Raw genomic sequence first — 22,154 nt, 5'->3', positions numbered from 1 at the left:
GGCCTGCGGTCAGTCTTGGTCCCGCCATACCGCCCCTGCTGGAGCACTATGTTTGGGTGATGGACTTTCCAAATAACTTTCGCTACACAGGCCGCTTTACCGAGGGGGACAAACTGCGGCAACACATGAACGAAGCCCGCTAGTATCCCAGATACCAGCGGGCCACGCAAGACAAATTTTAAGGCTTAGATGACTTGTGCTTGTTGCACAACGCGAGTCACCGTCCACGCTTTCGTCTTCGAGATCGGACGACCTTCCGTGATCTCGACCGTGTCACCGGCTTTGACCTCGTTAGTCTCGTCGTGCGCGTGATACTTGTTCGAGCGCACGATGATCTTGCCGTACAGCGGGTGCTTCACGTGACGCTCGATCAGTACGGTCACCGTCTTGTCCATTTTGTCGGACACGACTTTGCCGACCAGCGTACGCTTCAGCGCCGTTTTAGTGGTGTCGTTCATTTGGCTTCCTTCTGGTTCATCACGGTCTTCACACGTGCGATGTCGCGACGTACTTTCTTGAGCTGCGAAGTGTTACCCAGCTGTTGGGTAGCGATTTGCATGCGCAGGCCGAACTGGGCCTTGAGCAGCTCATTCAGCTCCTTTTGCAGGGCTTCCTGGTCCTTGCCGAGGAGTTCCGATGCTTTCATATTCAACTCCTTTTATTGGCCGACCTGGCGCACCACGAAGGTGGTAGCCAGTGGCAGTTTGGCAGCGGCCAGGCGGAACGCTTCGCGTGCCAGTTCTTCAGCGACGCCATCCATCTCGTACAGGACTTTGCCTGGCTGGATTTCAGCGACGTAGTATTCTGGATTACCCTTACCGTTACCCATACGGACTTCGGCCGGCTTGTTCGAAATCGGCTTGTCCGGGAAGATACGGATCCAGATACGACCGCCACGCTTGATGTGACGGGTCATGGCACGACGTGCCGCTTCGATCTGACGTGCAGTGATACGGCCGCGGGCAACTGCCTTCAGACCGAATTCACCGAACGAGACCGCGGTGCCGCGGGTGTGCGAAATGCCGGTGTTACGGCCTTTCTGCTCTTTACGATACTTCCTGCGCGATGGTTGCAGCATGCTTATTCTCCTGCTTTCTCAGCTGGCTCAGCGGCGGCTGGCGTCGGCAGCTTGACGGCTGGACGAGCGCGCACGACTGGCGCTGCAGTTGCTGGACGGGCACCACCGGCCGGACGTGGGCCGCGCGATGGCTTGCCATCGTCACGACGTGGACCGCGTGGCTTCTTCTCGTCCGGCGGGGTGTCGATGACTGGGGCTTCGCCGGTGACCGAACGGTCGCCCTTGTAGACCCAGACCTTGACGCCAATGATGCCGTAGGTGGTCGATGCTTCGCTGGTGCCGTAGTCGATATCGGCGCGCAGGGTGTGCAGAGGCACACGGCCTTCGCGGTACCATTCGGTACGTGCGATTTCGATGCCGTTGAGGCGGCCCGACGACATGATCTTGATGCCGACGGCACCCAGACGCATGGCGTTTTGCATGGCACGCTTCATCGCGCGGCGGAACATGATGCGCTTTTCGAGCTGCTGCGAAATCGAATCGGCGATCAGTTGCGCGTCGATCTCAGGCTTGCGGATCTCTTCGATATTGACGTGCACAGGCACGCCCATGATCTTTGCCAGCGAAGTCTTGAGCACTTCGATGTCTTCGCCTTTTTTACCGATCACGACACCTGGGCGCGACGAGTAAATGGTGAAGCGTGCATTCTTGGCAGGACGCTCGATGACGATGCGGCCGACCGAAGCGTTTTTCAGCTTCTTTTTCAGGAAGGCGCGTGCAGCCAAGTCTTCCTGCAGCATGTCGGCGAAGTTGCCGTTGCCAGCGTACCAACGCGATGCCCAATTACGGGTGACCGCCAGGCGGAAGCCGGTTGGGTGGATTTTCTGACCCATCGTATGACCCCTTAGTTACCGACAGTCACGTAAATGTGACAGGATTGTTTCGAAATGCGATCACCGCGGCCTTTGGCGCGAGCCGTAAAGCGCTTGAGGATCGGGCCCTTTTCAACATAGATCTGCACGACTTTGAGCTCGTCGATGTCGGCGCCATCGTTGTGTTCCGCGTTGGCGATTGCCGACTCGAGAACCTTCTTGATGATGGTCGCGCCCTTCTTCGGGCTGAACTGCAGAATGTTGAGTGCTGCGTCAACTTTCTTGCCGCGGATCAGGTCCGCAACGAGGCGGCCCTTTTGTTCCGACAGGCGCACGCCTTTGAGGATTGCTTTAGTTTCCATTATTTTTTCGCCTTCTTGTCAGCGGCGTGGCCCTTGAACGTACGGGTCAGCGCGAATTCGCCGAGCTTGTGGCCGACCATGTTCTCCGACACGTACACAGGCACGTGCAGCTTGCCGTTGTGCACAGCGATCGTCAGACCGATGAAGTCAGGCGTGATCGTCGAGCGGCGCGACCAGGTTTTTACCGGCTTTTTGTCTTTGTTCGCTTGCGCGGCTTCGACTTTTTTCACCAGGTGGGCGTCAACGAACGGCCCTTTTTTCAATGAACGAGTCATGTGTTATCCCTTATTTCTTGCCGCGGCGCGAAACGATCATCGACGAAGTACGCTTGTTCGAACGCGTCTTCTTGCCCTTCGTCTGTTGGCCCCAAGGCGACACTGGATGACGACCAGCTGCGGTTTTACCTTCACCACCACCGTGCGGGTGATCGACCGGGTTCATGACCACACCGCGAACGGTAGGACGAACACCGCGCCAGCGCATCGCGCCAGCCTTACCGATCTTGCGCAGGCTGTGTTCGGCATTGCCGACTTCGCCAACGGTAGCGCGGCACTCGATGTGCACGCGGCGAACTTCACCCGAGCGCAGGCGAACCTGGGCGTAGGTGCCTTCGCGAGCCATCAGCACGACGCCGGCGCCGGCGGTACGGGCCATCTGGGCACCCTTACCTGGCAGCATTTCGACGCAGTTCATGATGGTGCCGACCGGAATGTTGCGGATCGGCAGGCAGTTGCCCGACTTGATCGGCGCTTCCGAGCCGTTCATGACGGCATCGCCCACAGCCATGCCTTTGGTGGCGATGATGTACGCACGATGACCATCCGCGTAGCACAGCAGAGCAATGTGCGCGGTACGGTTCGGGTCGTATTCAATACGCTCGACCTTGGCCGGAATACCGTCCTTGTCGTTGCGCTTGAAGTCCACCATACGGTAGTGTTGCTTGTGACCACCACCCATGTGACGGGTAGTGATGTGGCCGTTGTTGTTACGGCCGGCAGTTTTCGATTTCTTTTCAACCAGGGCTGCGAACGGGCGACCTTTGTACAGGCCTTCCGACACAACTTTCACCATGCCGCGACGGCCTGGGGAGGTTGGCTTCATCTTAACGAGTGCCATTATTTAGCCTCCTCGACAAAATTGATTTCCTGACCCGGCTTGAGGGCCACGAAAGCGCGCTTGGTGTGGTTGCGGCGACCGGTGAAACGGCCCGAACGCTTCTGCTTGCCTTCGCGGTTTGCGGTTTGCACCGATTCCACTTCGACCTTGAACAGCAGCTCGACGGCAGCCTTGATTTCTGGCTTGGTCGCATCCGGCAGAACCTTGAACACGATCTGTTCGTTCTTTTCAGCGACAAACGTCGCCTTTTCGGAAATGACCGGAGCCAGCAGCACCTTCATCAGGCGCTCTTCGCTGAATTTGATTGCGGCGCTCATGCGTACATCTCCTCGATCTTGGCCAGTGCAGCTTTGGTGACCAGGACTTTTTTGTAGAACACCAGCGACATCGGATCGGCTGCCTTCGGCTCCACGACCAGCACGTGTGGCAGGTTGCGCGAGGCGAGCAGCAGGTTTTCGTCGATGGTGTCGGTGATCACCAGGACCGATTCGAGGCCCATTCCCACCAGCTTTTGCTGCAGCAGCTTGGTCTTTGGCGCGTCGATCGACAGGTTTTCGATAACGACCAGACGGCCTTCACGCGCCAGCTGCGAGAAGATCGAGCAGATACCTGCGCGGAACATCTTCTTGTTGACTTTGTGGGTGAAGTTCTCGTCAGGCGAGTTCGGGAAGATACGACCACCGCCGCGCCACAGTGGCGACGACGACATACCAGCACGAGCGCGGCCGGTACCTTTTTGGCGCCATGGCTTCTTCGTGGTGTGGTGCACTTCTTCACGGTCTTTTTGCTTGCGGTTACCGCTACGTGCGTTAGCAGCGTAGGCGACCACGACCTGGTGAATCAGGGCTTCGTTGTATTCGCGACCGAACACGGTATCGGCAGCAGCGACAGCGGTGCCAGCTTGACCTTGCTCATTCAGGAGCTGAAGTTCCATAATTAAGCTCCTTTCTTGGCTTTGGTTTTGACAGCCGGCTTGACAACCACTTGGCCGTTCTTGGCGCCAGGAACGGCACCTTTGACCAGCAGCAGTTGACGCTCAGCGTCGATGCGGGCGACTTCCAGGTTCTGGGTGGTGACGGTGACGTCGCCCATGTGACCGGTCATGCGCTTGCCTGGGAACACGCGACCTGGATCCTGGGCCATACCGATCGAGCCAGGAACGTTGTGCGAACGCGAGTTACCGTGGGTAGCGCGACCCGAGGCGAAGTTGTGACGCTTGATGGTACCGGCGTAGCCCTTACCGATCGAGGTGCCTTGCACGTCGATTTTCTGGCCCACTTCGAACATCGAAGTATCAATGGTGTCGCCGGCTTTGAGTTCAGCGGCTTGTGCGGAATCGATGCGGAATTCCTTCAGCATCGTGCCAGCTTCGACGCCAGCTTTGGCGAAGTGACCAGCAGCGGCTTTGATCACGCGGGAAGCGCGACGTTGACCGAATACGACCTGAACAGCGGTATAACCGTCAGTTTCAGGAGTTTTGACTTGCGCAACACGGTTGTTCGACACGTCGAGCACGGTAACTGGGATCGAATCCCCGTCATCCGTGAAGATGCGCATCATGCCAACCTTGCGACCGAGAAGGCCCAGGCTCATTTTTTCTCCATTCCCACCTACGATTGGGCGGGGCTAATTTAACTACCAGGAAAAGGTGTGGGCAAAAAAGATAAACCCATACCGAAGCCGGCTAGTATAGCGCGCAAAAGGGCTTGACGCAACAAGAGAATCGGGGGTATGTCGACCCTGTTGCGTTTTCCGCAGTGCTTGGAGAAGGAGAGGAATCTGACCTAGCTGGTCAGCACAGAAAAGACGTGTCATCCATCTTTTCTCTGCAGGCTCGGGGCCTGCGATCTGGAAACTTTGGTGGGCGGTGCAGGATTCGAACCTGCGACCCCTTGGATGTCGACCAAGTATTCTAACCAACTGAACTAACCGCCCGGGGAGCCGAATTATACGTGCGGCCGTTCAGGTTTTGCAATAGCTGTGTTGTACGAATGTGAAAATAAGCCTGTTCGCCCCGAGCGCGCACGCCTGGCAAGATGAAATGCTGCACGTGTACAATCGAACAATTACGCCCTACTATATCGGCACACAGCGATCGCCCAGCTGCCGTCAACGGCGGCAGTGCGCACGGCATCGATGATTCCCCCCTCTAATCAACAAGGAGTTCGCATGGCAATCAGTCTGCAAAAAGGCGGCAACGTCAACCTCAGCAAGGAAGCCCCCGGGCTGACCAAGGTCATCATCGGCCTGGGCTGGGATCCACGCTCGACCGACGGCGCCGCATTCGACCTCGACGGCAGTGCCTTCATGCTCAAGACCGATGCCAAGGTTCGCGGCGATGCCGATTTCATCTTCTATAACAACCTCAAGTCGACCGATGGCTCGGTCGTGCACGCGGGCGACAACACCACCGGCCAGGGCGACGGCGACGACGAGAAGATCACGGTCGACCTGTCCGCGGTGCCCAGCGAGATCGAGAAGGTCTCGTTCTGCGTCACCATCCACGATGCCGACGCCCGCAACCAGAACTTCGGCATGATCGGCAAAGCGTATATCCGTTGCCTGAACGCGGCCGGCGAAGCCGAGATCGCACGCTACGACCTGTCCGAAGACAGTTCCACCGAAACGGCCATGATCTTCGGCGAGCTGTATCGCCATGGCGGCGAATGGAAGTTCCGGGCCGTCGGCCAGGGCTTCAAGGGCGGCCTCGGCCCGCTCGCCCGTTCGTTCGGCGTCAACGCGTAAGCGCAAGCCTTACCCACCGCCACAGCGCGCCCGTCCGGCATCCAGGACGGGCGCCGCCCCTACCCTGCACAGAGGACTCCATGCGCGTCTGGTACAACAGGACGTTCTCGTCCGTCTACGCCGCCTTCAAGCTGATTCGCCAGGCCGATACGGCTGGCCGGTTCACCATCATCCACAGCAACGCCAATCGCCATACTCCGGCCGCGCGCGTGGCGCACGAGTTCTATAGCGAGCCGACCGGGCTGGAGCCGGATGCCTATGTCGACTGGTGCCTGCAGTTCTGCCGTAAGCAGGGCATCGCCATTTTCGTACCCGGGCGCGAGGCAACCACGCTGTCGGCCCACCACGCGCGTTTCGAAGCGATCGGCACGCGGGTCATGAGTGCGGCCACGCCATCGAAGCTGCAGCTGATCCACGACAAGGCCGCCTTCTATGCCGAGACCCGCCTGGAGCAAGCACCGGTGGCCGAGTTTCGCCACTTCGAGTCGGTGCAGGGCTTCGACGCCGCCTGGGCCGAGCTGCGCCCGCGCCACGCCAGGCTTTGCCTGAAGCCCTCGCATTCGATCTATGGCCTGGGCTTCGCCGTCATCGACGAAGAGCGCAGCAGCGCAGCCTTGCTGCTCGCGGGCGTCGAATACCATATCGGCTACGCCGACCTGCGCCGCGGCCTGGCCGAGCTGGGGCAGTTCCGTAGCATGCTGCTGATGGAATTCCTCGATGGCCACGAATACAGCGTCGACTGCGTCGGCGACAACGGCCGCCTGGTAGCGGCGGTGGCGCGCCGCAAGCTCGCATCGGGCAGCGGCCAGCGGATCGACATGCGCCCCGACATCGTCGAGGCCACCACGCAGCTGGCCCGCGACTATGGCCTGAACGGCATCTTCAACGTGCAGTTCCGCGAATCCGGCAAGGGACAGGAAAAACGTGCGCGCCTGCTCGAGATCAATCCACGCATGTCGGGCGGTATCGGCATGGCCTGCATGGCCGGCCCCAACCTGCCCTGGATCGCCCTGAGCGGCTTTGCCAACGGGTTCGACACGGTCGAGGTGCCCGAAGTACGCAACGGCATGCGCGTGGTCGAAGTGCAGCAGGCGATGGAGCTGGCATGAATGCATTGCACGACCGGCAAGCGCTGGCGCACCATCGCGTGGCCCTGCCCACCGGCCTGCTCGAGCTCACGCTCGACGACGGCGCCGGAGAAGCCGATGCGCTACTGGGCTTTGCCGCACGCGCCAACGCCAAGCGCGGCTTTCTGTTCCTGAGCAAAGTGCTGGGCAAGCACTGGCCGGTAACGCCCGCGAGCATGCTTGCCATCCACGAGCGCCTGGCTGCGACCGTGCCGCCGGTACCGGGCGCGGTGGTGTTCATCGCAATGGCCGAAACCGCGATTGGCCTGGGCCAGGGCGTGTTCGAGGCCTGGCTGCGCGCCCATCCGGGCCAGCCGGCGCTGTTCATCCACACCACGCGCTACCGCGTCGGCAACGGACCGCTGATCGAATTCGAGGAAGCCCACAGCCACGCGCCGCGCCAGTTCCTGCACCTGCCAACCGACCCGTTGCTGCACGCGCTGCTGCTCCAAGCGCGCACGCTGGTGCTGGTCGACGACGAGGCCAGTACCGGCAACACCTTTCTTAACCTCAGCCAGGCGTGCCAGCGCCTGAACCCGGGCATCGAACGCGTCCACCTGGCGACCATCACCAACTTCATGGGCGCGGCGGCGACCGCCGCACTGGGCGCACGCTTTGGCCTGCCGGTGAGCATGGGCGCGCTGGTCAGCGGCGAATACCGATTCACGCCGGGTGACTATAGCGCGCCCGCGGGCCAGGCACAGCGCTTCGACCCGGATGCGGACCGCGGCGCGAGCCCGCGCTTCGGACGCCTTGGCTTGGCCGGCGCCCTGCCCGCCGCCGAGACACTTGCCGCGCGCCTGGCGGGAGAGTTCGCCCCCGGCGCCACGGTGCTGGTGCTCGGCACCGGCGAATTCATGCACGCCAGCCTGCTGCTGGCTGCGGCGCTGGAGCGGCGCGGCGTCGACGTGAAAGTGCAGTCGACCACGCGCTCGCCGATCCTGGTCTGGGGCGCGGTGAGCCACGCCTTGCGTTTTCCAGACAATTACGGCGAAGGCGTCGCCAATTTCATCTACAACGTCGCGCCCGGCCAGTACGACCACGTACTGGTGTGCCACGAGAGCGTCGTGGGTCCGGCCTTGCGCGAGCTTGCCGGCCTGCTCGATGCGCGCCTGTTCCACTTCCTGCGAGAAGACCATGTTGAAGAAGTTCCTGTTCGCTGACCTGGACGATACGCTGTTCCAGACCTTCGACAAGGCCACGGCGCTTGGCAGCCACCGAAGTGGCCCGGATGTGCTGGAGCCGGCCGCCTACTACAAGGACGGCAGCATCTGTTCGTACACCACCGGCGTGCAACGCGCCTTCCTGGCCTTTGCGCAGGACGGGATGACGCTGATTCCGACCACCGCGCGCGACCACGACGGCCTGCGCCGCGTAGACCTGCCGTTCGACAGCTACGCCATCATCAACTATGGCGGCGTGGTACTGCTACCCGGCGGCGCCAGCCATGCGCCCTGGCTCGAAGGCATGCGCGCCGCGATGCACACCGCCCTGCCGGGCCTGCTGGAGCTGGCCGCGCATATCGACCACTACGCGCAGCGCACCGGCTTCGGCGGGCGGGCCCGCATGATCGAGGACTTCGCCACGCCCTTCTTCTTGGTGGTAAAAGACCCGGACAAGCGGCACGAGCGCCTGGCGCCGGTCGAGACAGACGTTGTGCGCCCCTGGATCGCCGACGGAAACAGGCCTTACGTCGTCCACCGCAACGGCAACAACCTGGCGATCCTGCCGAAGGCGCTCGACAAGGCGCATGCCGTGGCCTGTGTTACCGAACTGCTGCGCGCCGAACATGGCGACATCATCACCTTCGGCATGGGCGACAGCCGCTCGGACGCCCCCTTCATGGCAGCCTGCGATTATGCAATCGTGCCGCGCGCGACCCAGCTGGCAGGCATTACCGTGGCGGCGCTATGAGCTTTTCGGGCAGCTACCGCAGCGGCGAAGTCGATTTCCTGCTCACCCGCTTGGCGGCGCAGCAATTCACCGGCGTGCTTGAAAAAGAGCGCCTGATCCAGTCGGGCCAGCGCCATTACAGCCAGATGCTGTCGCCCGAAGCGGTGCCCTCGGCGCGCTACATGGCGCTGTTCGAGGCAGCCTGCCGCGCCAACAATGGGCGCATGGCGCAAGACTGCCTGCGCCTGGCCGCATTGATCGCAGAACGCGGCGGCGGCACGGGGGGCGACGAGATCACGCTGGTCTCGCTGGCGCGCGCCGGCACCCCGGTGGGCGTGGTGGTGGCGCGCCTGCTGCGCGAGGTATATGGGCGCCAGGCGGCCCACTATTCGGTGTCGATCGTGCGCGACCGCGGCCTGGACTGCGTCGCGCTACGGCACATTCTGGCTAGCGGCCACCGCCCCGAATCGATCGTGTTCGTGGACGGCTGGACCGGCAAGGGCGTGATCGCGCGCGAGCTGGCGCGGTCGGTCCACGCCTTCAACGCAGCGCACGGAACCAGCATCGACAGCGGCCTGCATGTGCTGTCCGACCTGGCCGGCGCGGCCGCCTGCGCGGCTTCCGGCGACGATTACCTGATCCCGTCGAGCATCCTCAATGCGACCGTGTCGGGCCTGGTCAGCCGTACCGTGCTGGACGAGCGCATCGGTCCGCACGACTTCCATGGCTGCGTGTACTACGGCCAGTATGCGCAGCACGACCAGTCGCAGCACTTCGCCGATACACTGGTGGGGCTTGCCACCGCCCAGGCGGCCAAGGGCTTGCCCGTCGCCGCCAGCCTCGACGCCGCGCTGGCCGGCGCGCAGTCGCGCGCCTACCTGGCGCGGGCAATGGCACGCTACGACATCGCCGACGTCAACCTGGTCAAGCCGGGCATCGGCGAGGCCACCCGCGTGCTGCTACGGCGCGTGCCGCGCCTGCTGGTGCTGCGCCAGGCGGGCGCCGACGATGTGGCGCACCTGCAGGTGCTGGCCGAAGAAAAACAGGTGCCGGTCGAAATCGATCCGGCACTGCCCTATCACGCAGTATCCCTCATCAGGAGTGCACTGGATGGTTAAGTCGATGGGCGCGTCCTTGTACGTGCCCGCCAATCACAAGGACCTGGCTGGTATCGCCAACGGCGAGAAGCTGCCGCAGGCACGTTCGCTCATCTTCTGCCTCGAAGATGCCATCGCCGAGGGAGAGCTGAGCTGGTCACTGTTCAACCTGTCGGTGGTGCTGGAGAACATGCGCGACGAGATCCCGGCCGATCGTTTTGTGCGGGTGCGCAACCCGGACGTCATGGCGCGCGTGCTGGCCATGGCCGGCAGCGAGAAGCTGACCGGCTTCGTGCTGCCAAAGGTCACGCGGCACAATTTCGAGGTCTATTTCCGCCTGGTGCGCGACACTGGCCACATGCTGATGCCGACGCTGGAGACGGCCGAGGTGTTCTGCGATAGCGAAATGCAGCAGTTGCGCAGCGTGTTCGATGCGCCCGGCGTGCGCCAGCGCATCCTGTGCCTGCGCATCGGCGGCAACGACCTGCTCGCCCTGCTCGGGCTGCGTCGCCCGCGCGGCATGACGATCTACCGCACCCCACTGGGCCCGGTCATCGCGCGCCTGGTGACCACCTTCCGCCCATACGGCTTTGCACTCACCGCGCCGGTATTCGAATACCTTGACCTGGCCGAGTTGCTCGACCAGGAGGTACTCGAAGATCTCGCCTATGGCATGGTCGGCAAGACAGCGATCCATCCGACCCAGATCGGGCCGATCGAGCAGCACTACAAGGTGCGCCCGCAAGACCTGGCGGTGGCGCGCGCCATCCTGGACGACGCCAGTCCGGCCGTGTTCCGCATGGACGACGCCATGTGCGAAGTCGCCACCCATCGCGCCTGGGCCGAGAGCCTGGTCGAACAATCACACCGCTTCGGCGCCCATGCCCTCGATGCAGCCCGCCGGCCGCCGGGGCGTACCCCATCCATGGAAGGAGAACCATCATGAACCAGTTCGCACGCGGGCAAAAAGGCAAGTTGGCCGATCTCGGCTGCGGCAGCGCATTCAAGGTCGACGTCGACCTCCAGTCGCCGGGCATGTCGGTCGACGTGTCCTGCTTCGGGCTGGACGCCTCCGACAAGCTCTCGGACGACCGTTACATGGTGTTCTACAACCAGCTGGCCAGCCCCGAGGGCGCGGTACGGCTGGAGCAGGCGGCCGGGCCGGCCCGCTTCGCGATCGACCTCGACAAACTGCCGGCGTCGATCGCCAAGCTGGTGTTCGTGGCCGCCATCGACGGCGCCCAGAGCATGCGCGCACTCGGCGCCTGCTCGCTGAGCCTGGGCAGCGCGGTGCGCTTCCCGTGGTCGGGCCAGGACTTTGGCGACGAAAAGGCTGTCATCGTGGCCGAGCTGTACCGCCGCGACGGCAGCTGGCGCTTTGGCGCGGTCGGCCAGGGCTTCAGTGGCGGCCTGTCGGCGCTGCTGGCGCATTTCGGCGGCAGCGAAGCCGCGCCAAAGGCGGCACCAGCATCGGCGCCTACACCGGCGCCGGCACCAGCACCGGCACCGGCACCGGCGGCGCCGAGGGTCTCGCTGTCGAAGGTCACGCTGGAAAAGCGCGGCGACAAGGTCTCGCTCGACAAGCGTGCGGGCAAGGGTTTCGGCCGCATTCACGTCAACCTGAACTGGAACCAGTCGGCCACCACCCCGCCCCCGCCGGCGCCGGCCAAGACCGGCTTCTTCGACAAGCTGATCGCCACCGCCACCGCCGGCCGCAAGGGTCGCGGCGGCATCGACCTGGACCTCGGCTGCATGTACGAACTGGCCGACGGCCGGCGCGGGCTGGTGCAGGCGCTCGGTAATTCCTGGGGTGAGCTCGAGCGCGAGCCCTTCATCAAGCTCGATGCAGATGACCGCACCGGCGCGGTCAGCGGCGGCGAAAACCTGTACATCAACGGCGAGCGTTTCGACCAGATCCGGCGCGCGCTGATCTTCTCGTTCATCTACGAAGGCGTGCCGAATTGGGCCGCAACCGATGCCCTGGTCACGATTGCCGCGGCCGACCAGGCCCCCATCGAAGTGCGGCTCGACGGCGGCGGCAACCAGATGATGTGCGCGATCGCCCTGATCGAGAACCGCGGCGGCAGCCTGCAGGTGACCAAGCTGGCCGAATACTTCCAGCAGTCGGGCGGCACCAGCGCGCACGAACTGATGGACCGCCATTTCGGCTTCGGCTTGCGCTGGAAGACCGGCTCGAAAGGCTAAGCAGCCTGCGTTGCCGGTCAATCCGTGAGCGCCGCAGGGCGCCCCGGTCGCACCCTACCACTTGCAACCCTTGCCGGTGACGGTATCGATGGCAAGTGGAATCAGTACCAGCAAATTGGCCTTCTTGCCGCCCGCGTAGGCGCTCTGGCAGTTTGGACGATTCGCCTTCTTGATGTCGCGCGCCAGTGTGCTGTCGTCAGCTTCGCGCAGGTGCTGCCGGGCCGTCGGTACCCGCTCGCTCTCGAGCTGGCGCGCCGCGTTGCGCCAGCCTTCCATGTCAAAGTTTTGTGGTGGCGCCGGCTGGCCCTCGGATACTGGCGAGGGCGCCTCGGGTGCGCGGCTGGCAGGGATGGGCACGGGCGCGGGCGGTGCAGGCCTGACCCGGTGCGCTGCCGCGCGCCGAGGGCGCAGCGAGGATGCGGGCGCATGTGCGACCACCGCCTGCGCCAGGGGCGTGGCCATGATGGGGATGATGGTCGACACGATCTCGACCGTGCTCGCCGGATTGTCCCGCACCGACGGCGTGCCGGCATAGCGGATCAGCGCGATGGTCACGGCGATATGGACCAGGACAATCAGCGCACCCGGTCCGATCCGGCTGCGCAGTCCCCCCCCGTTTGGCGGCGCCAGGCCGATCGGGCGCAGATGAGTCGCTAGTGTGCCCATGCCTTCGGTCGGGAGCATCCTTCCTCGCTACGCTGCAATGTTCAATGAAGACATGCTAAAGCTGGGAAGGGTGCGTGGCAATGCGCCAGCGGTAAATCGAAAAATTTTTACAGTTGGCAAAAAAATGGCAGTCCGACTCCAGCCTGTCGCCGGTCGATCGCGCAAAGGTGCGCGGTAAACGACAAAGGCCGGGAGTTCTCGCGAACTTCCCGGCCCCTGCTTCGCGGCGCATTGCTGCGCCGGCGAACATCCAATTATTGCAGCTTGATTTCGACGTCGACGCCAGCTGGCAGGTCGAGCTTCATCAGTGCGTCGACAGTCTTGTCGGTAGGATCAACGATGTCCATCAGGCGCTGGTGCGTACGGATTTCGAACTGGTCGCGCGAGGTCTTGTTGACGTGCGGCGAACGCAGGATGTCGAAACGCTGGATACGGGTTGGCAGTGGGACTGGGCCCTTGACCACGGCGCCGGTGCGCTTGGCGGTTTCGACGATTTCCAGTGCGGACTGGTCGATCAGCTTGTAGTCGAAAGCCTTCAGGCGGATACGGATTTTCTGGTTAGCGGACATGCTGTTTCCTTTTAAAGAACGTTCCGGCTCGAAGCCGGCAATGTGTGTAAGGTGCTTCTGTGCTGCACAAGAGGCGGGATTGTATCACTCTTCCCCCTCATGAAGATGGGGACAAGACCAAAAGTCTGTCCCCATCTGTGGTGCCCGGGTGACAGAGCCACCCGGGCGATCCGGCTAAGCGAACTTAGGCCAGGATCTTGGCAACCACGCCGGCGCCGACGGTACGGCCGCCTTCGCGGATAGCGAAGCGCAGACCTTCTTCCATCGCGATCGGGTTGATCAGCTTGACGGTGATCGACACGTTATCGCCTGGCATGACCATTTCCTTGTCCGCTGGCAGCTCGATCGAGCCGGTCACGTCGGTGGTACGGAAATAGAACTGCGGACGGTAGTTGTTGAAGAACGGGGTGTGACGGCCGCCTTCATCTTTCGACAGAACGTAGATCTCGCCGGTGAAGTGGTTGTGCGGCTTGATCGAACCTGGCTTGGCCAGGACCTGACCACGCTGGACATCTTCACGCTTGGTGCCGCGCAGCAGCAGGCCGACGTTGTCGCCAGCTTGACCCTGGTCCAGCAGCTTGCGGAACATTTCCACGCCGGTGCAGATGGTCTTGACGGTGTCGACGATACCGACGATTTCGATTTCTTCGCCGACCTTGATGATACCGCGCTCGACGCGACCGGTAACAACGGTACCGCGACCCGAGATCGAGAACACGTCTTCGACTGGCATCAGGAAGGCGCCGTCAACAGCGCGCTCTGGCGTTGGGATGTAGGTGTCGAGTGCATGGGCCAGAGCGATGATGCAGTCTTCGCCCATTTCGCCCGGCTTGCCTTCGAGGGCCATACGTGCCGAACCCTTGATGATTGGCAGGTCGTCGCCTGGGAACTCGTACTTCGACAGAAGCTCACGCACTTCCATTTCGACCAGTTCCAGCAGTTCTGCGTCGTCGACCAGGTCGCACTTGTTCAGGAACACGATGATGTATGGAACACCAACCTGACGCGCCAGCAGGATGTGCTCGCGGGTCTGTGGCATTGGGCCGTCAGCGGCCGAGCACACCAGGATCGCGCCGTCCATCTGCGCGGCACCGGTAATCATGTTCTTGATGTAGTCGGCGTGGCCTGGGCAGTCAACGTGTGCGTAGTGACGGTTCTCGGTCTCGTACTCGACGTGTGCGGTGTTGATGGTGATGCCGCGTGCTTTTTCTTCCGGCGCTGCATCGATCTGGTCGTAGGCTTTTGCTTCGCCGCCGAATTTCTTCGACAGGACGGTAGCGATTGCTGCGGTCAGGGTGGTCTTGCCGTGGTCAACGTGACCGATGGTGCCGACGTTGACGTGCGGCTTGGTCCGTTCGAATTTACCTTTTGCCATTTTTCGATCTTCCTTTAAATGAACTGTTTTACTTTATTTTTGAAGGGGCAGGCCTGTGCGCCCTGCCCCCTGAGGCATTACTTGGATTTTGCGGTGACGATGGCGTCAATCACGTGCTTCGGAGCTTCCGAATAGTGCTTGAATTCCATCGTGTAGGTTGCACGGCCCTGGGTCGCCGAACGCAGCGAGGTCGAGTAACCGAACATTTCCGACAGTGGGACTTCGGCCTTGATGATCTTGCCGCCGCCGCCTGGGATTTCGTCCATGCCCTGCACCATGCCGCGACGCGACGACAAGTCGCCCATCACGTTACCGGCGTAGTCTTCCGGCGTTTCCACTTCAACCGACATCATTGGCTCGAGGATGACTGGCGATGCTTTGCGGCAGCCTTCCTTGAATGCCATCGAACCGGCCATGCGGAACGCGTTCTCGTTCGAGTCGACGTCGTGGTACGAACCGAAGGTCAGGGTGACTTTGACGTCAACGACCGGGTAACCAGCCAGCACGCCGGTGGTCAGGGTTTCGCGCACACCTTTTTCGACTGCAGGGATGTATTCGCGTGGAACCACACCGCCCTTGATCGCGTCGACGAACTCGAAGCCCTTGCCTGGCTCTTGCGGCTCGATGGTCAGGACTGCGTGACCGTACTGGCCGCGGCCGCCCGACTGCTTGACGAACTTGCCTTCGACATCGGTGACCGTCTTGCGGATGGTTTCGCGGTAGGCAACCTGTGGCTTGCCGACGGTAGCTTCAACGCTGAATTCGCGCTTCATGCGGTCGACGATAATTTCCAGGTGCAGCTCGCCCATACCACCGATGATGGTCTGGCCCGATTCTTCATCGGTACGCACGCGGAACGACGGATCTTCTTGTGCCAGGCGGTTCAGCGCCAGGCCCATTTTTTCCTGGTCAGCCTTGGTCTTCGGCTCGACGGCCTGCTGAATGACCGGCTCAGGGAAGACCATCTTTTCCAGGGTGATGATCGACGAAGGATCGCACAGGGTTTCGCCTGTGGTCGCTTCTTTCAGGCCGACCGCAGCGGCGATGTCGCCGGCGTGGACTTCCTTGATTTCTTCGCGCTGGTTGGCGTGCATCTGCAGAATACGGCCGAGACGCTCTTTCTTGTTCTTGATCGGGTTGTAGACGGTGTCGCCCGACTTGATCATGCCCGAATAGACGCGGAAGAAGATCAGCTGGCCGACGAACGGGTCGGTCATGATCTTGAATGCCAGCGCCGAGAATTTCTCGTCGTCGGCTGCGCGGCGGGTGACAGGCTGGTCGTCTTCGTCCGTACCACCGACTGGTGGAATGTCGATCGGCGATGGCAGGTATTCGATCACGCCGTCGAGCATGGCTTGCACGCCCTTGTTCTTGAACGCGGTACCGCACATCATCGGGACGATTTCCGACGCAATGGTGCGCTGGCGCAGGGCGGCCTTGATCTCTGCTTCGGTCAGGTCGCCTTCGTCCAGGTACTTGTTCATCAGCTCTTCCGACGCTTCAGCGGCGGTTTCGACCAGCTTCTCGCGCCATTCGTTGGCTTGATCAACCAGTTCTGCCGGGATGTCGCGGTAGTCGAACTTCATGCCCTGCGACGCGTCGTCCCAGAAGATAGCCTTCATCTTGACGAGGTCGACCACGCCCAGGAAGTTCTCTTCAGCGCCGATCGGGATCTGCAGCGGAATCGGGTTCGCCTTCAGGCGAGCGCGCATCTGATCGTAGACCTTGAAGAAGTTGGCACCGGTACGGTCCATCTTGTTGACGAAGGCCAGACGTGGCACTTTGTACTTGTTAGCCTGGCGCCACACGGTTTCCGACTGTGGCTGCACGCCGCCGACTGCGCAGTAAACCATGCAGGCGCCGTCGAGCACGCGCATCGAGCGTTCGACTTCAATGGTGAAGTCGACGTGGCCCGGGGTGTCGATGATGTTGATGTGGTGCGGCTCGAAATTGTTGGCCATACCCTTCCAGAAGCAGGTCGTCGCTGCCGAGGTAATGGTAATGCCGCGTTCCTGCTCCTGCTCCATCCAGTCCATGGTCGCGGCGCCGTCGTGCACTTCGCCGATCTTGTGGTTCACGCCGGTGTAGAACAGGACGCGTTCGGTGGTGGTGGTTTTACCAGCATCGATGTGAGCGGAAATACCGATGTTGCGGTAGCGCTCAATGGGGGTCTTGCGTGCCATAATTTTTCCTAAATCTTTGAATGGACAAAACCGGGCGGCATCTTGGAGTCAAAATGTGCCCGGCCTGAACAACAGATACTGCACGGCCGCGCCCCAGAAAGGGTCTGGCCAATTGCTTAGAAGCGGAAGTGCGAGAACGCCTTGTTCGCTTCAGCCATACGGTGAACTTCATCGCGACGCTTCATGGCGCCGCCGCGCATTTCAGCCGCTTCCATCAGCTCACCGCCGAGACGTTGTGGCATGGATTTTTCGCTGCGCTTGTTTGCGGCTTCGCGCAACCAACGCATGGACAGCGCCATACGACGAACCGGACGAACTTCCACTGGCACCTGGTAGTTGGCACCGCCGACACGGCGCGACTTGACTTCGACCATCGGCTTGGCGTTCGTGATCGCGGCCATGAACACTTCCAGCGGGTCCTTGCCCGATTTGGTCTGGATGTATTCAAACGCACCGTAGATGATGTTTTCAGCGACCGACTTCTTGCCGGACAGCATCAGAACGTTGACGAACTTGGCGACATCGGTGTTGCCGAATTTTGGATCTGGCAGGATCTCGCGCTTGGGTACTTCACGACGACGTGGCATTTCAATTCCTTTATCTTCAGTTGAGTGCCTTGAGAGCACTCGCGAGGGCCATCATGACCACTCACTTACTCGGCCTGACGGCCGGCTCAACTTAACTTTTATAGATGACCTCGATGTAACGAGACCGCGTATTGCAGCTCCGCTATTACTTCTTCGTAGCCTTGGCACGCTTGGCGCCGTACTTCGAGCGAGCCTGCTTACGGTCTTTGACGCCCTGGGTATCCAGTGCACCGCGAACCATGTGGTAACGCACACCCGGCAAATCCTTGACACGACCGCCGCGCAGCAGGACAACACTGTGCTCTTGCAGGTTGTGGCCTTCACCGCCGATGTACGAAATGACTTCGAAACCGTTGGTCAGGCGAACTTTGGCGACTTTACGCAGAGCCGAGTTCGGCTTCTTTGGAGTCGTGGTGTACACACGGGTGCAGACACCGCGCTTTTGCGGGCAGTTTTCCAGTGCCGGCGACTTGCTCTTCACAACCGCGGCAACGCGCGGCTTGCGAATCAGTTGATTGATGGTTGGCATCGTTCCTAATCCAACAAAGTACTACAGTTGATGACCCGGACCATGTGTCCGGGGACTGAAACCTAGTCCCGAGTCCTTTTACAGCGCAGGCGACGAAAGCCACTCACCGAAGGAGCGGCTGCGAATGCGTATACGATGTGCAGAATAAATTCGAGAACTCACGAGTATAGGCCGGATAGGGCAAGCGGTCAACCGCTTTGCTGGCTTGGCGGGCCGATGCGGGCCGGCGCACGCCGGTTTGCCGGGTCGAATGTGGCCAGCCTGCTACAAATTTCGGCTGGCGCTGCCCGGGCCGGGCTGGCAGCGGCTTACATTTCTGCCGATAAAGACGGTTGCCGCTAAAGTGCGCATAATAGTCGCTTTTCTAGCCGCAAATTCAATGTCCCGCCTGCAACTGCTGCCCGCTGCGCTGCTGCGCCCTGCCAACCTTTATCTGCTGCTGAGCTATGCGGTGCTGTCGGCCATGCCGTTCGCCGGCCGCGTGCTGGGCACGCCGGTAGACGCGCCGGATTCTCCCTGGCATCTGTTCGGCGCCGGACTGTTCGCCTGGATCGCCGCCTGGGCGCTGTGCAAGCGGCCGGCCTGGTTTCACTGGGCGCTGCTGCCGGCTTTTTTGGCGCTGCCGACCGAGCTCTATCTTATTACCTATTACGGCCAGGGCATCTCGACCCACCACCTTGGCGTCATCGCCGAGACCAGCCCCAGCGAGGCGCTCGAATTCCTGGGCGGGAAAGCCTGGCTGCTCGGCGCGGCCATCATGGCAGTGCTGCTGTGGTTTGGCTCGACCTGGGTGGTGGCCTGGCGCAGCCGCGACTTCGACTGGAACGACCGCTCGCGCTGGGTGGTGCTGGCGGCGCTGGGCGCCTGCGCGGCGGTGCTGGCCTATGGCGGCAAATATGGCGTGGCGCAGGCGCCGGCTGCGTCTGCGTCTGCGTCTGCCAGCGTGGCCGCGACATCGGCGGACCAGCCACCGGCGCTGCCGCACTGGGCCCGGCTGCCCTTCGACCTGGACATCTTCTCGCGCTCCTGGCCCTTTGGCATGAGTGCGCGCGGCGTCGACTTCTATAAAGAACGCATCTACCTGGCGCAGCTGAACCGGCGCAGCGCCGCCTTTCGCTTTGGCGCCCACCAGCAGCCTGGGGCGGACGGTCCGCAGGTGGTGGTGCTGGTGCTGGGCGAATCCTCGCGCTTCGACCGCTGGAGCCTGAACGGCTACGGGCGCCAGACCAATCCGCTGCTGGCCAAGGAGACCAATCTCGTCATGCTGGAAGACGTGATCACGCCGGTGTCGGCGACCCGCCTGTCGGTCCCGGTGATCATTTCGCGCAAACCCGCGATGCAGAGCCTGAAAGACGGCTTCTCGGAAAAATCGATGCTCTCGGCCTTTCGCGAAGCCGGCTTCAAGACCTTCTGGATCTCGAACCAGGTCTCGTTCGGCAAGTTCGACACGCCGGTGTCGGTGTTCGCCAAGGAAGCCGACGATGTCCAGTTCCTGAACCTGGGCAGTTTTTCTGGCGCCTCGAACCACGACGAGGTGCTGCTGGCCCCGCTACAGCGCGCGATCGCCGATCCGTCGCAAAAAGTGCTGGTGGTGCTGCACACGCTGGGCAGCCACTGGAACTATGCGCACCGCTATCCGAAGCAATTCGACCGCTGGCAGCCTTCGCTCTCCGCGATCGCCAAACCCGACTATACCGACGACCGCCTCGAGCCGCAGATCAACAACAGCTATGACAGTGCGATCCTGTACACCGACTGGTTCCTGTCGAGCGTGATTGGAATGCTCAAGGAGTCGAGCGTGCCGTCGTCGCTGATGTACGTGGCCGACCATGGCCAGACGCTGTACGACAAGTCGTGCAGGATCGCTTTCCACGGGCATAACACGCAGTACGAATTCCACATCCCGGCCTTTGTCTGGTATTCGGATGCCTATGCCGACCGCTTCCCGGCCAAGGTGGCGCAGCTGCAGCGCCACCGCAAGGCCAGGCTCTCGACCGAGAACATGTTTCATACCGCGCTCGACATGGCCGACATCCGCTACCCGGGAGAACGCCTGGCATGGAGCTTCGTGAGCCCGGCACTCACGCGCCACAAGCGCTACGTCGACAGCTATGGCTGGACCGATTACGACGACGCCACCATGCGCGGCGACTGCCGCGAGGTGATTGCGCGCGGCAAGCCGCTCAAGCGGTATTGAGACTTTCGGCAATTGCCGCTTCCGGTTCCACCAGGTGCGCCGTCAGCCAGCGCGCCACCTCGGCCGCCCGCCCCTCGATCCCGGCGCCGAAGCCCTGGGTGGCCAGCAGCGCGATGCCGTTCGGGTTGAGCAGCACGCCAGGCGTCAACACCGGGCAGCCGCTTGACGTATCGATGACGAAGGGGTCGAACTGGCCGTGCAGCAGGCGCGCCAGCACCAGGTTGTGCGACGAGACAAGTACCAAGTCGCGCGCGCACAAGGCTTCCAGCACCGCGCAAGCGGCCGATACCGACTCGAGGTGATTGGTGCCGCGGAAGACCTCGTCCACCAGGCAGATACCGGCCGGCGCGCCGCTGGCTGCCAGCAGTTCGTGCGCGCGCCGCAGTTCCGACATATACAGACTTTCGCCGCCGAGCAGCGAATCCTCGTTCTGCATGCTGGCCCGCACCGGCACCGCCGGCAGGCGCGCTGCCGTCGCGTAGCAAAAGCCGAAGGCACGCGCCGTTACCAGGTTCAAGCCCACCATGCGCAGTAACGTGCTCTTGCCCGAGGCATTCTGGCCCGAGACGAAGGCGCCCCGTCCATCCAGCTGCACCGACAACGGGAAAGGCAGTTCCATCAGCGGATGCACGCCGCCCTTGATGTGGAGCGTACGCGCCGGCGTGCGCTCGGCCCAGCACCAGTGCTCCCATCCACCTAGGTGACGCACCAACGCCACATCGGCCTCCAGCGCAGCGCAGCGCAGGTAGACATCGCGCAGGAACGCGCGCGATGCATGGACAACACCCATGGTCTTCCAGTAGTGGCGCACGTTCCATGCGCCGAACCAATTGGCGTAGGCAGCGCCAGGGGTCATGCGCATCAGCACCGAGCGCCCCACGCGCTTGTGCAGGCGCGCGGCAGGGTCCCGCGCGTCGACGAAGGGCTCCAGCAGCGGGCCGCCGAGTTCCGCCAGCTTGCGGTTGCTTGCCAACAGCGCGCCCAGGCTGTTCAGGGTGGTCGTCCATAGCTCGATGCGGTGGTGATAGCTGATCTGCAGCGCCATCAGGGGGACCAGGGCGGCGATCGTCGCCATCCAGCCGAGCGGCTGCGTTGCCAGCAGGGCCAGGGACATCAGCAGCAGCAGCGGCAACATCAATACATACGGCGTCCAGAATGGCGCCGGTGGCGGCTCACCGCCGTACAGTAGTCCGGTGATCTCGGTCTCGGCATGGCGTAGCGGCAGCAAGGCCGCCTCCAGCGCATCCACCCGCGCAGGGTCGGCCAGCAAGCCGCGCAGACGCTCGCCCAGGGCCACGCATTCGGCGTCGTCCAGGCCGGCGCGCAGGCGACGGTGCAGCATCTGACGCCCGAAAATGCTGCTGCCTTGGGCCAGCTTCTCCTGGTAGGCTTCGAGCAGCAGGTCCTCCCAGGTCTGGTCGTCGAGCGCGCTGCGCTCGTCCAGCCCGGCACGGTGCAGGCGCCCGATTTCTTCCGGCGTGAAGAAATACGACGGCGGTTCGCGGCGAGCGGCGGGCTCAAGTGCGTCTGGCAGCATTCTCATCAGCGAGCGAAAGATGGAAGCGAACTTGAAAGGCATGGGCAGGAAAAACGGCATCGACGCGGCATCTTAA

General features: G+C 62.3%; 25 protein-coding genes and 1 tRNA gene. 8 read left to right on the top strand and 18 right to left on the bottom strand.

Annotation, left to right across the window (positions count from 1 at the left end):
- Positions 1-185: 185 nt before the first annotated feature.
- From rpsQ to NRS07_RS02730, 11 genes are all read right to left on the bottom strand, one after another.
- Positions 186-458 (bottom strand): 30S ribosomal protein S17, encoded by a 273-nt coding sequence (rpsQ, locus tag NRS07_RS02780; protein WP_091877209.1) that lies wholly within the window; start codon positions 456-458, stop codon positions 186-188.
- Positions 455-646, bottom strand: a complete 192-nt coding sequence (gene rpmC / locus NRS07_RS02775) for a 50S ribosomal protein L29 (protein ID WP_091877207.1) — start codon at positions 644-646, stop codon at positions 455-457. Before rpmC ends, rpsQ begins: the two co-directional genes overlap by 4 nt.
- A gap of 12 nt (positions 647-658) precedes the next feature.
- Positions 659-1,078, bottom strand: a complete 420-nt coding sequence (rplP, locus tag NRS07_RS02770) for a 50S ribosomal protein L16 (RefSeq protein WP_005663456.1) — start codon at positions 1,076-1,078, stop codon at positions 659-661.
- A 2-nt stretch (positions 1,079-1,080) separates the two neighbouring features.
- On the bottom strand, positions 1,081-1,911 hold the full coding sequence (rpsC, locus tag NRS07_RS02765) for a 30S ribosomal protein S3 (protein WP_259210931.1): 831 nt from the start codon (positions 1,909-1,911) through the stop codon (positions 1,081-1,083).
- An 11-nt stretch (positions 1,912-1,922) separates the two neighbouring features.
- Entirely contained in the window at positions 1,923-2,255 is a 333-nt protein-coding gene (rplV, locus tag NRS07_RS02760) for a 50S ribosomal protein L22 (protein ID WP_171085678.1), read from the bottom strand.
- Positions 2,252-2,527 (bottom strand): 30S ribosomal protein S19, encoded by a 276-nt coding sequence (gene rpsS / locus NRS07_RS02755; RefSeq protein WP_056337578.1) that lies wholly within the window; start codon positions 2,525-2,527, stop codon positions 2,252-2,254. The genes rplV and rpsS overlap by 4 nt, the downstream gene beginning before the upstream one ends.
- A 10-nt stretch (positions 2,528-2,537) precedes the next feature.
- A complete protein-coding gene (rplB, locus tag NRS07_RS02750) occupies positions 2,538-3,368 on the bottom strand; it encodes a 50S ribosomal protein L2 (protein ID WP_259210929.1) in 831 nt (276 codons plus the stop codon).
- Positions 3,368-3,685 (bottom strand): 50S ribosomal protein L23, encoded by a 318-nt coding sequence (rplW, locus tag NRS07_RS02745; RefSeq protein WP_171085187.1) that lies wholly within the window; start codon positions 3,683-3,685, stop codon positions 3,368-3,370. The genes rplB and rplW overlap by 1 nt, the downstream gene beginning before the upstream one ends.
- On the bottom strand, positions 3,682-4,302 hold the full coding sequence (gene rplD, locus NRS07_RS02740) for a 50S ribosomal protein L4 (protein ID WP_259210925.1): 621 nt from the start codon (positions 4,300-4,302) through the stop codon (positions 3,682-3,684). Before rplD ends, rplW begins: the two co-directional genes overlap by 4 nt.
- 2 nt (positions 4,303-4,304) lie before the next feature.
- Positions 4,305-4,961 (bottom strand): 50S ribosomal protein L3, encoded by a 657-nt coding sequence (gene rplC, locus NRS07_RS02735; RefSeq protein WP_259210924.1) that lies wholly within the window; start codon positions 4,959-4,961, stop codon positions 4,305-4,307.
- A gap of 265 nt (positions 4,962-5,226) precedes the next feature.
- Positions 5,227-5,303, bottom strand: a tRNA-Val gene (locus NRS07_RS02730).
- A 234-nt stretch (positions 5,304-5,537) separates the two neighbouring features.
- Between NRS07_RS02730 and NRS07_RS02725 the strand changes: the two genes are divergently transcribed.
- From NRS07_RS02725 to NRS07_RS02695, 7 genes are all read left to right on the top strand, one after another.
- Entirely contained in the window at positions 5,538-6,113 is a 576-nt protein-coding gene (locus tag NRS07_RS02725; RefSeq protein WP_259210922.1) for a TerD family protein, read from the top strand.
- 80 nt (positions 6,114-6,193) lie between these two features.
- Entirely contained in the window at positions 6,194-7,222 is a 1,029-nt protein-coding gene (locus tag NRS07_RS02720; protein ID WP_259210921.1) for an ATP-grasp domain-containing protein, read from the top strand.
- Positions 7,219-8,403, top strand: a complete 1,185-nt coding sequence (locus NRS07_RS02715) for a phosphoribosyltransferase domain-containing protein (RefSeq protein WP_259210918.1) — start codon at positions 7,219-7,221, stop codon at positions 8,401-8,403. The genes NRS07_RS02720 and NRS07_RS02715 overlap by 4 nt, the downstream gene beginning before the upstream one ends.
- Positions 8,378-9,154 (top strand): hypothetical protein, encoded by a 777-nt coding sequence (locus NRS07_RS02710; protein ID WP_307729912.1) that lies wholly within the window; start codon positions 8,378-8,380, stop codon positions 9,152-9,154. Before NRS07_RS02715 ends, NRS07_RS02710 begins: the two co-directional genes overlap by 26 nt.
- Complete coding sequence (locus NRS07_RS02705; RefSeq protein ID WP_259210915.1) at positions 9,151-10,251, top strand: cysteine protease StiP family protein; 1,101 nt, start codon at positions 9,151-9,153, stop codon at positions 10,249-10,251. Before NRS07_RS02710 ends, NRS07_RS02705 begins: the two co-directional genes overlap by 4 nt.
- Entirely contained in the window at positions 10,244-11,176 is a 933-nt protein-coding gene (locus NRS07_RS02700; RefSeq protein ID WP_259210914.1) for an HpcH/HpaI aldolase/citrate lyase family protein, read from the top strand. The genes NRS07_RS02705 and NRS07_RS02700 overlap by 8 nt, the downstream gene beginning before the upstream one ends.
- Complete coding sequence (locus NRS07_RS02695) at positions 11,173-12,435, top strand: TerD family protein (protein ID WP_259210912.1); 1,263 nt, start codon at positions 11,173-11,175, stop codon at positions 12,433-12,435. The genes NRS07_RS02700 and NRS07_RS02695 overlap by 4 nt, the downstream gene beginning before the upstream one ends.
- Before the next feature lie 54 nt (positions 12,436-12,489).
- On the opposite strand, the gene NRS07_RS02690 is transcribed toward NRS07_RS02695, so the two are convergent.
- From NRS07_RS02690 to rpsL, 6 genes are all read right to left on the bottom strand, one after another.
- Entirely contained in the window at positions 12,490-13,119 is a 630-nt protein-coding gene (locus NRS07_RS02690; protein ID WP_259210910.1) for a hypothetical protein, read from the bottom strand.
- Positions 13,120-13,355: 236 nt separating this feature from the next.
- On the bottom strand, positions 13,356-13,670 hold the full coding sequence (gene rpsJ / locus NRS07_RS02685) for a 30S ribosomal protein S10 (protein ID WP_259210908.1): 315 nt from the start codon (positions 13,668-13,670) through the stop codon (positions 13,356-13,358).
- A 184-nt stretch (positions 13,671-13,854) separates the two neighbouring features.
- Positions 13,855-15,045 (bottom strand): elongation factor Tu, encoded by a 1,191-nt coding sequence (gene tuf / locus NRS07_RS02680; protein WP_171085305.1) that lies wholly within the window; start codon positions 15,043-15,045, stop codon positions 13,855-13,857.
- 77 nt (positions 15,046-15,122) lie between these two features.
- On the bottom strand, positions 15,123-17,228 hold the full coding sequence (gene fusA / locus NRS07_RS02675) for an elongation factor G (protein ID WP_259210906.1): 2,106 nt from the start codon (positions 17,226-17,228) through the stop codon (positions 15,123-15,125).
- Positions 17,229-17,344: 116 nt separating this feature from the next.
- A complete protein-coding gene (gene rpsG, locus NRS07_RS02670; protein WP_259210903.1) occupies positions 17,345-17,815 on the bottom strand; it encodes a 30S ribosomal protein S7 in 471 nt (156 codons plus the stop codon).
- 145 nt (positions 17,816-17,960) lie between these two features.
- Complete coding sequence (gene rpsL, locus NRS07_RS02665) at positions 17,961-18,344, bottom strand: 30S ribosomal protein S12 (RefSeq protein ID WP_259210901.1); 384 nt, start codon at positions 18,342-18,344, stop codon at positions 17,961-17,963.
- A gap of 379 nt (positions 18,345-18,723) precedes the next feature.
- Here rpsL and NRS07_RS02660 point away from each other — a divergent pair, with 379 nt between their 5' ends.
- Positions 18,724-20,541 carry a phosphoethanolamine transferase gene (locus NRS07_RS02660; protein ID WP_259210899.1) on the top strand — a complete coding sequence of 606 codons (1,818 nt, stop codon included), beginning with the start codon at positions 18,724-18,726 and terminating at the stop codon, positions 20,539-20,541.
- On the opposite strand, the gene NRS07_RS02655 is transcribed toward NRS07_RS02660, so the two are convergent.
- Complete coding sequence (locus NRS07_RS02655) at positions 20,528-22,078, bottom strand: hypothetical protein (RefSeq protein WP_259210897.1); 1,551 nt, start codon at positions 22,076-22,078, stop codon at positions 20,528-20,530. The genes NRS07_RS02660 and NRS07_RS02655 overlap by 14 nt on opposite strands.
- Positions 22,079-22,154: the final 76 nt, after the last annotated feature.

The sequence above is a fragment of the Massilia sp. H6 genome, from assembly GCF_024802625.1.
Taxonomy (GTDB): Bacteria; Pseudomonadota; Gammaproteobacteria; order Burkholderiales; family Burkholderiaceae_D; genus Telluria.
The sequence above is the reverse complement of the archived record's forward strand: the minus strand, read 5'-3'. Positions and strand labels throughout refer to the sequence as shown.

Bases quoted from the DNA above. Each gene is read 5' to 3' on its own strand.
- rplP (WP_005663456.1), bottom strand. From the start codon at position 1,078: ATGCTGCAACCATCGCGCAGGAAGTATCGTAAAGAGCAGAAAGGCCGT.
- rpsL (WP_259210901.1), bottom strand. From the start codon at position 18,344: ATGCCAACCATCAATCAACTGATTCGCAAGCCGCGCGTTGCCGCGGTT.
- rpsC (WP_259210931.1), bottom strand. From the start codon at position 1,911: ATGGGTCAGAAAATCCACCCAACCGGCTTCCGCCTGGCGGTCACCCGT.
- NRS07_RS02705 (WP_259210915.1), top strand. From the start codon at position 9,151: ATGAGCTTTTCGGGCAGCTACCGCAGCGGCGAAGTCGATTTCCTGCTC.
- rpsJ (WP_259210908.1), bottom strand. From the start codon at position 13,670: ATGTCCGCTAACCAGAAAATCCGTATCCGCCTGAAGGCTTTCGACTAC.
- rpsS (WP_056337578.1), bottom strand. From the start codon at position 2,527: ATGACTCGTTCATTGAAAAAAGGGCCGTTCGTTGACGCCCACCTGGTG.
- NRS07_RS02710 (WP_307729912.1), top strand. From the start codon at position 8,378: ATGTTGAAGAAGTTCCTGTTCGCTGACCTGGACGATACGCTGTTCCAG.
- rpsQ (WP_091877209.1), bottom strand. From the start codon at position 458: ATGAACGACACCACTAAAACGGCGCTGAAGCGTACGCTGGTCGGCAAA.
- NRS07_RS02720 (WP_259210921.1), top strand. From the start codon at position 6,194: ATGCGCGTCTGGTACAACAGGACGTTCTCGTCCGTCTACGCCGCCTTC.
- rplW (WP_171085187.1), bottom strand. From the start codon at position 3,685: ATGAGCGCCGCAATCAAATTCAGCGAAGAGCGCCTGATGAAGGTGCTG.
- rplC (WP_259210924.1), bottom strand. From the start codon at position 4,961: ATGAGCCTGGGCCTTCTCGGTCGCAAGGTTGGCATGATGCGCATCTTC.
- NRS07_RS02700 (WP_259210914.1), top strand. From the start codon at position 10,244: ATGGTTAAGTCGATGGGCGCGTCCTTGTACGTGCCCGCCAATCACAAG.
- NRS07_RS02695 (WP_259210912.1), top strand. From the start codon at position 11,173: ATGAACCAGTTCGCACGCGGGCAAAAAGGCAAGTTGGCCGATCTCGGC.
- rpmC (WP_091877207.1), bottom strand. From the start codon at position 646: ATGAAAGCATCGGAACTCCTCGGCAAGGACCAGGAAGCCCTGCAAAAG.
- NRS07_RS02690 (WP_259210910.1), bottom strand. From the start codon at position 13,119: ATGCTCCCGACCGAAGGCATGGGCACACTAGCGACTCATCTGCGCCCG.
- fusA (WP_259210906.1), bottom strand. From the start codon at position 17,228: ATGGCACGCAAGACCCCCATTGAGCGCTACCGCAACATCGGTATTTCC.
- NRS07_RS02655 (WP_259210897.1), bottom strand. From the start codon at position 22,078: ATGCTGCCAGACGCACTTGAGCCCGCCGCTCGCCGCGAACCGCCGTCG.
- NRS07_RS02725 (WP_259210922.1), top strand. From the start codon at position 5,538: ATGGCAATCAGTCTGCAAAAAGGCGGCAACGTCAACCTCAGCAAGGAA.
- rpsG (WP_259210903.1), bottom strand. From the start codon at position 17,815: ATGCCACGTCGTCGTGAAGTACCCAAGCGCGAGATCCTGCCAGATCCA.
- NRS07_RS02660 (WP_259210899.1), top strand. From the start codon at position 18,724: ATGTCCCGCCTGCAACTGCTGCCCGCTGCGCTGCTGCGCCCTGCCAAC.
- tuf (WP_171085305.1), bottom strand. From the start codon at position 15,045: ATGGCAAAAGGTAAATTCGAACGGACCAAGCCGCACGTCAACGTCGGC.
- rplB (WP_259210929.1), bottom strand. From the start codon at position 3,368: ATGGCACTCGTTAAGATGAAGCCAACCTCCCCAGGCCGTCGCGGCATG.
- NRS07_RS02715 (WP_259210918.1), top strand. From the start codon at position 7,219: ATGAATGCATTGCACGACCGGCAAGCGCTGGCGCACCATCGCGTGGCC.
- rplD (WP_259210925.1), bottom strand. From the start codon at position 4,302: ATGGAACTTCAGCTCCTGAATGAGCAAGGTCAAGCTGGCACCGCTGTC.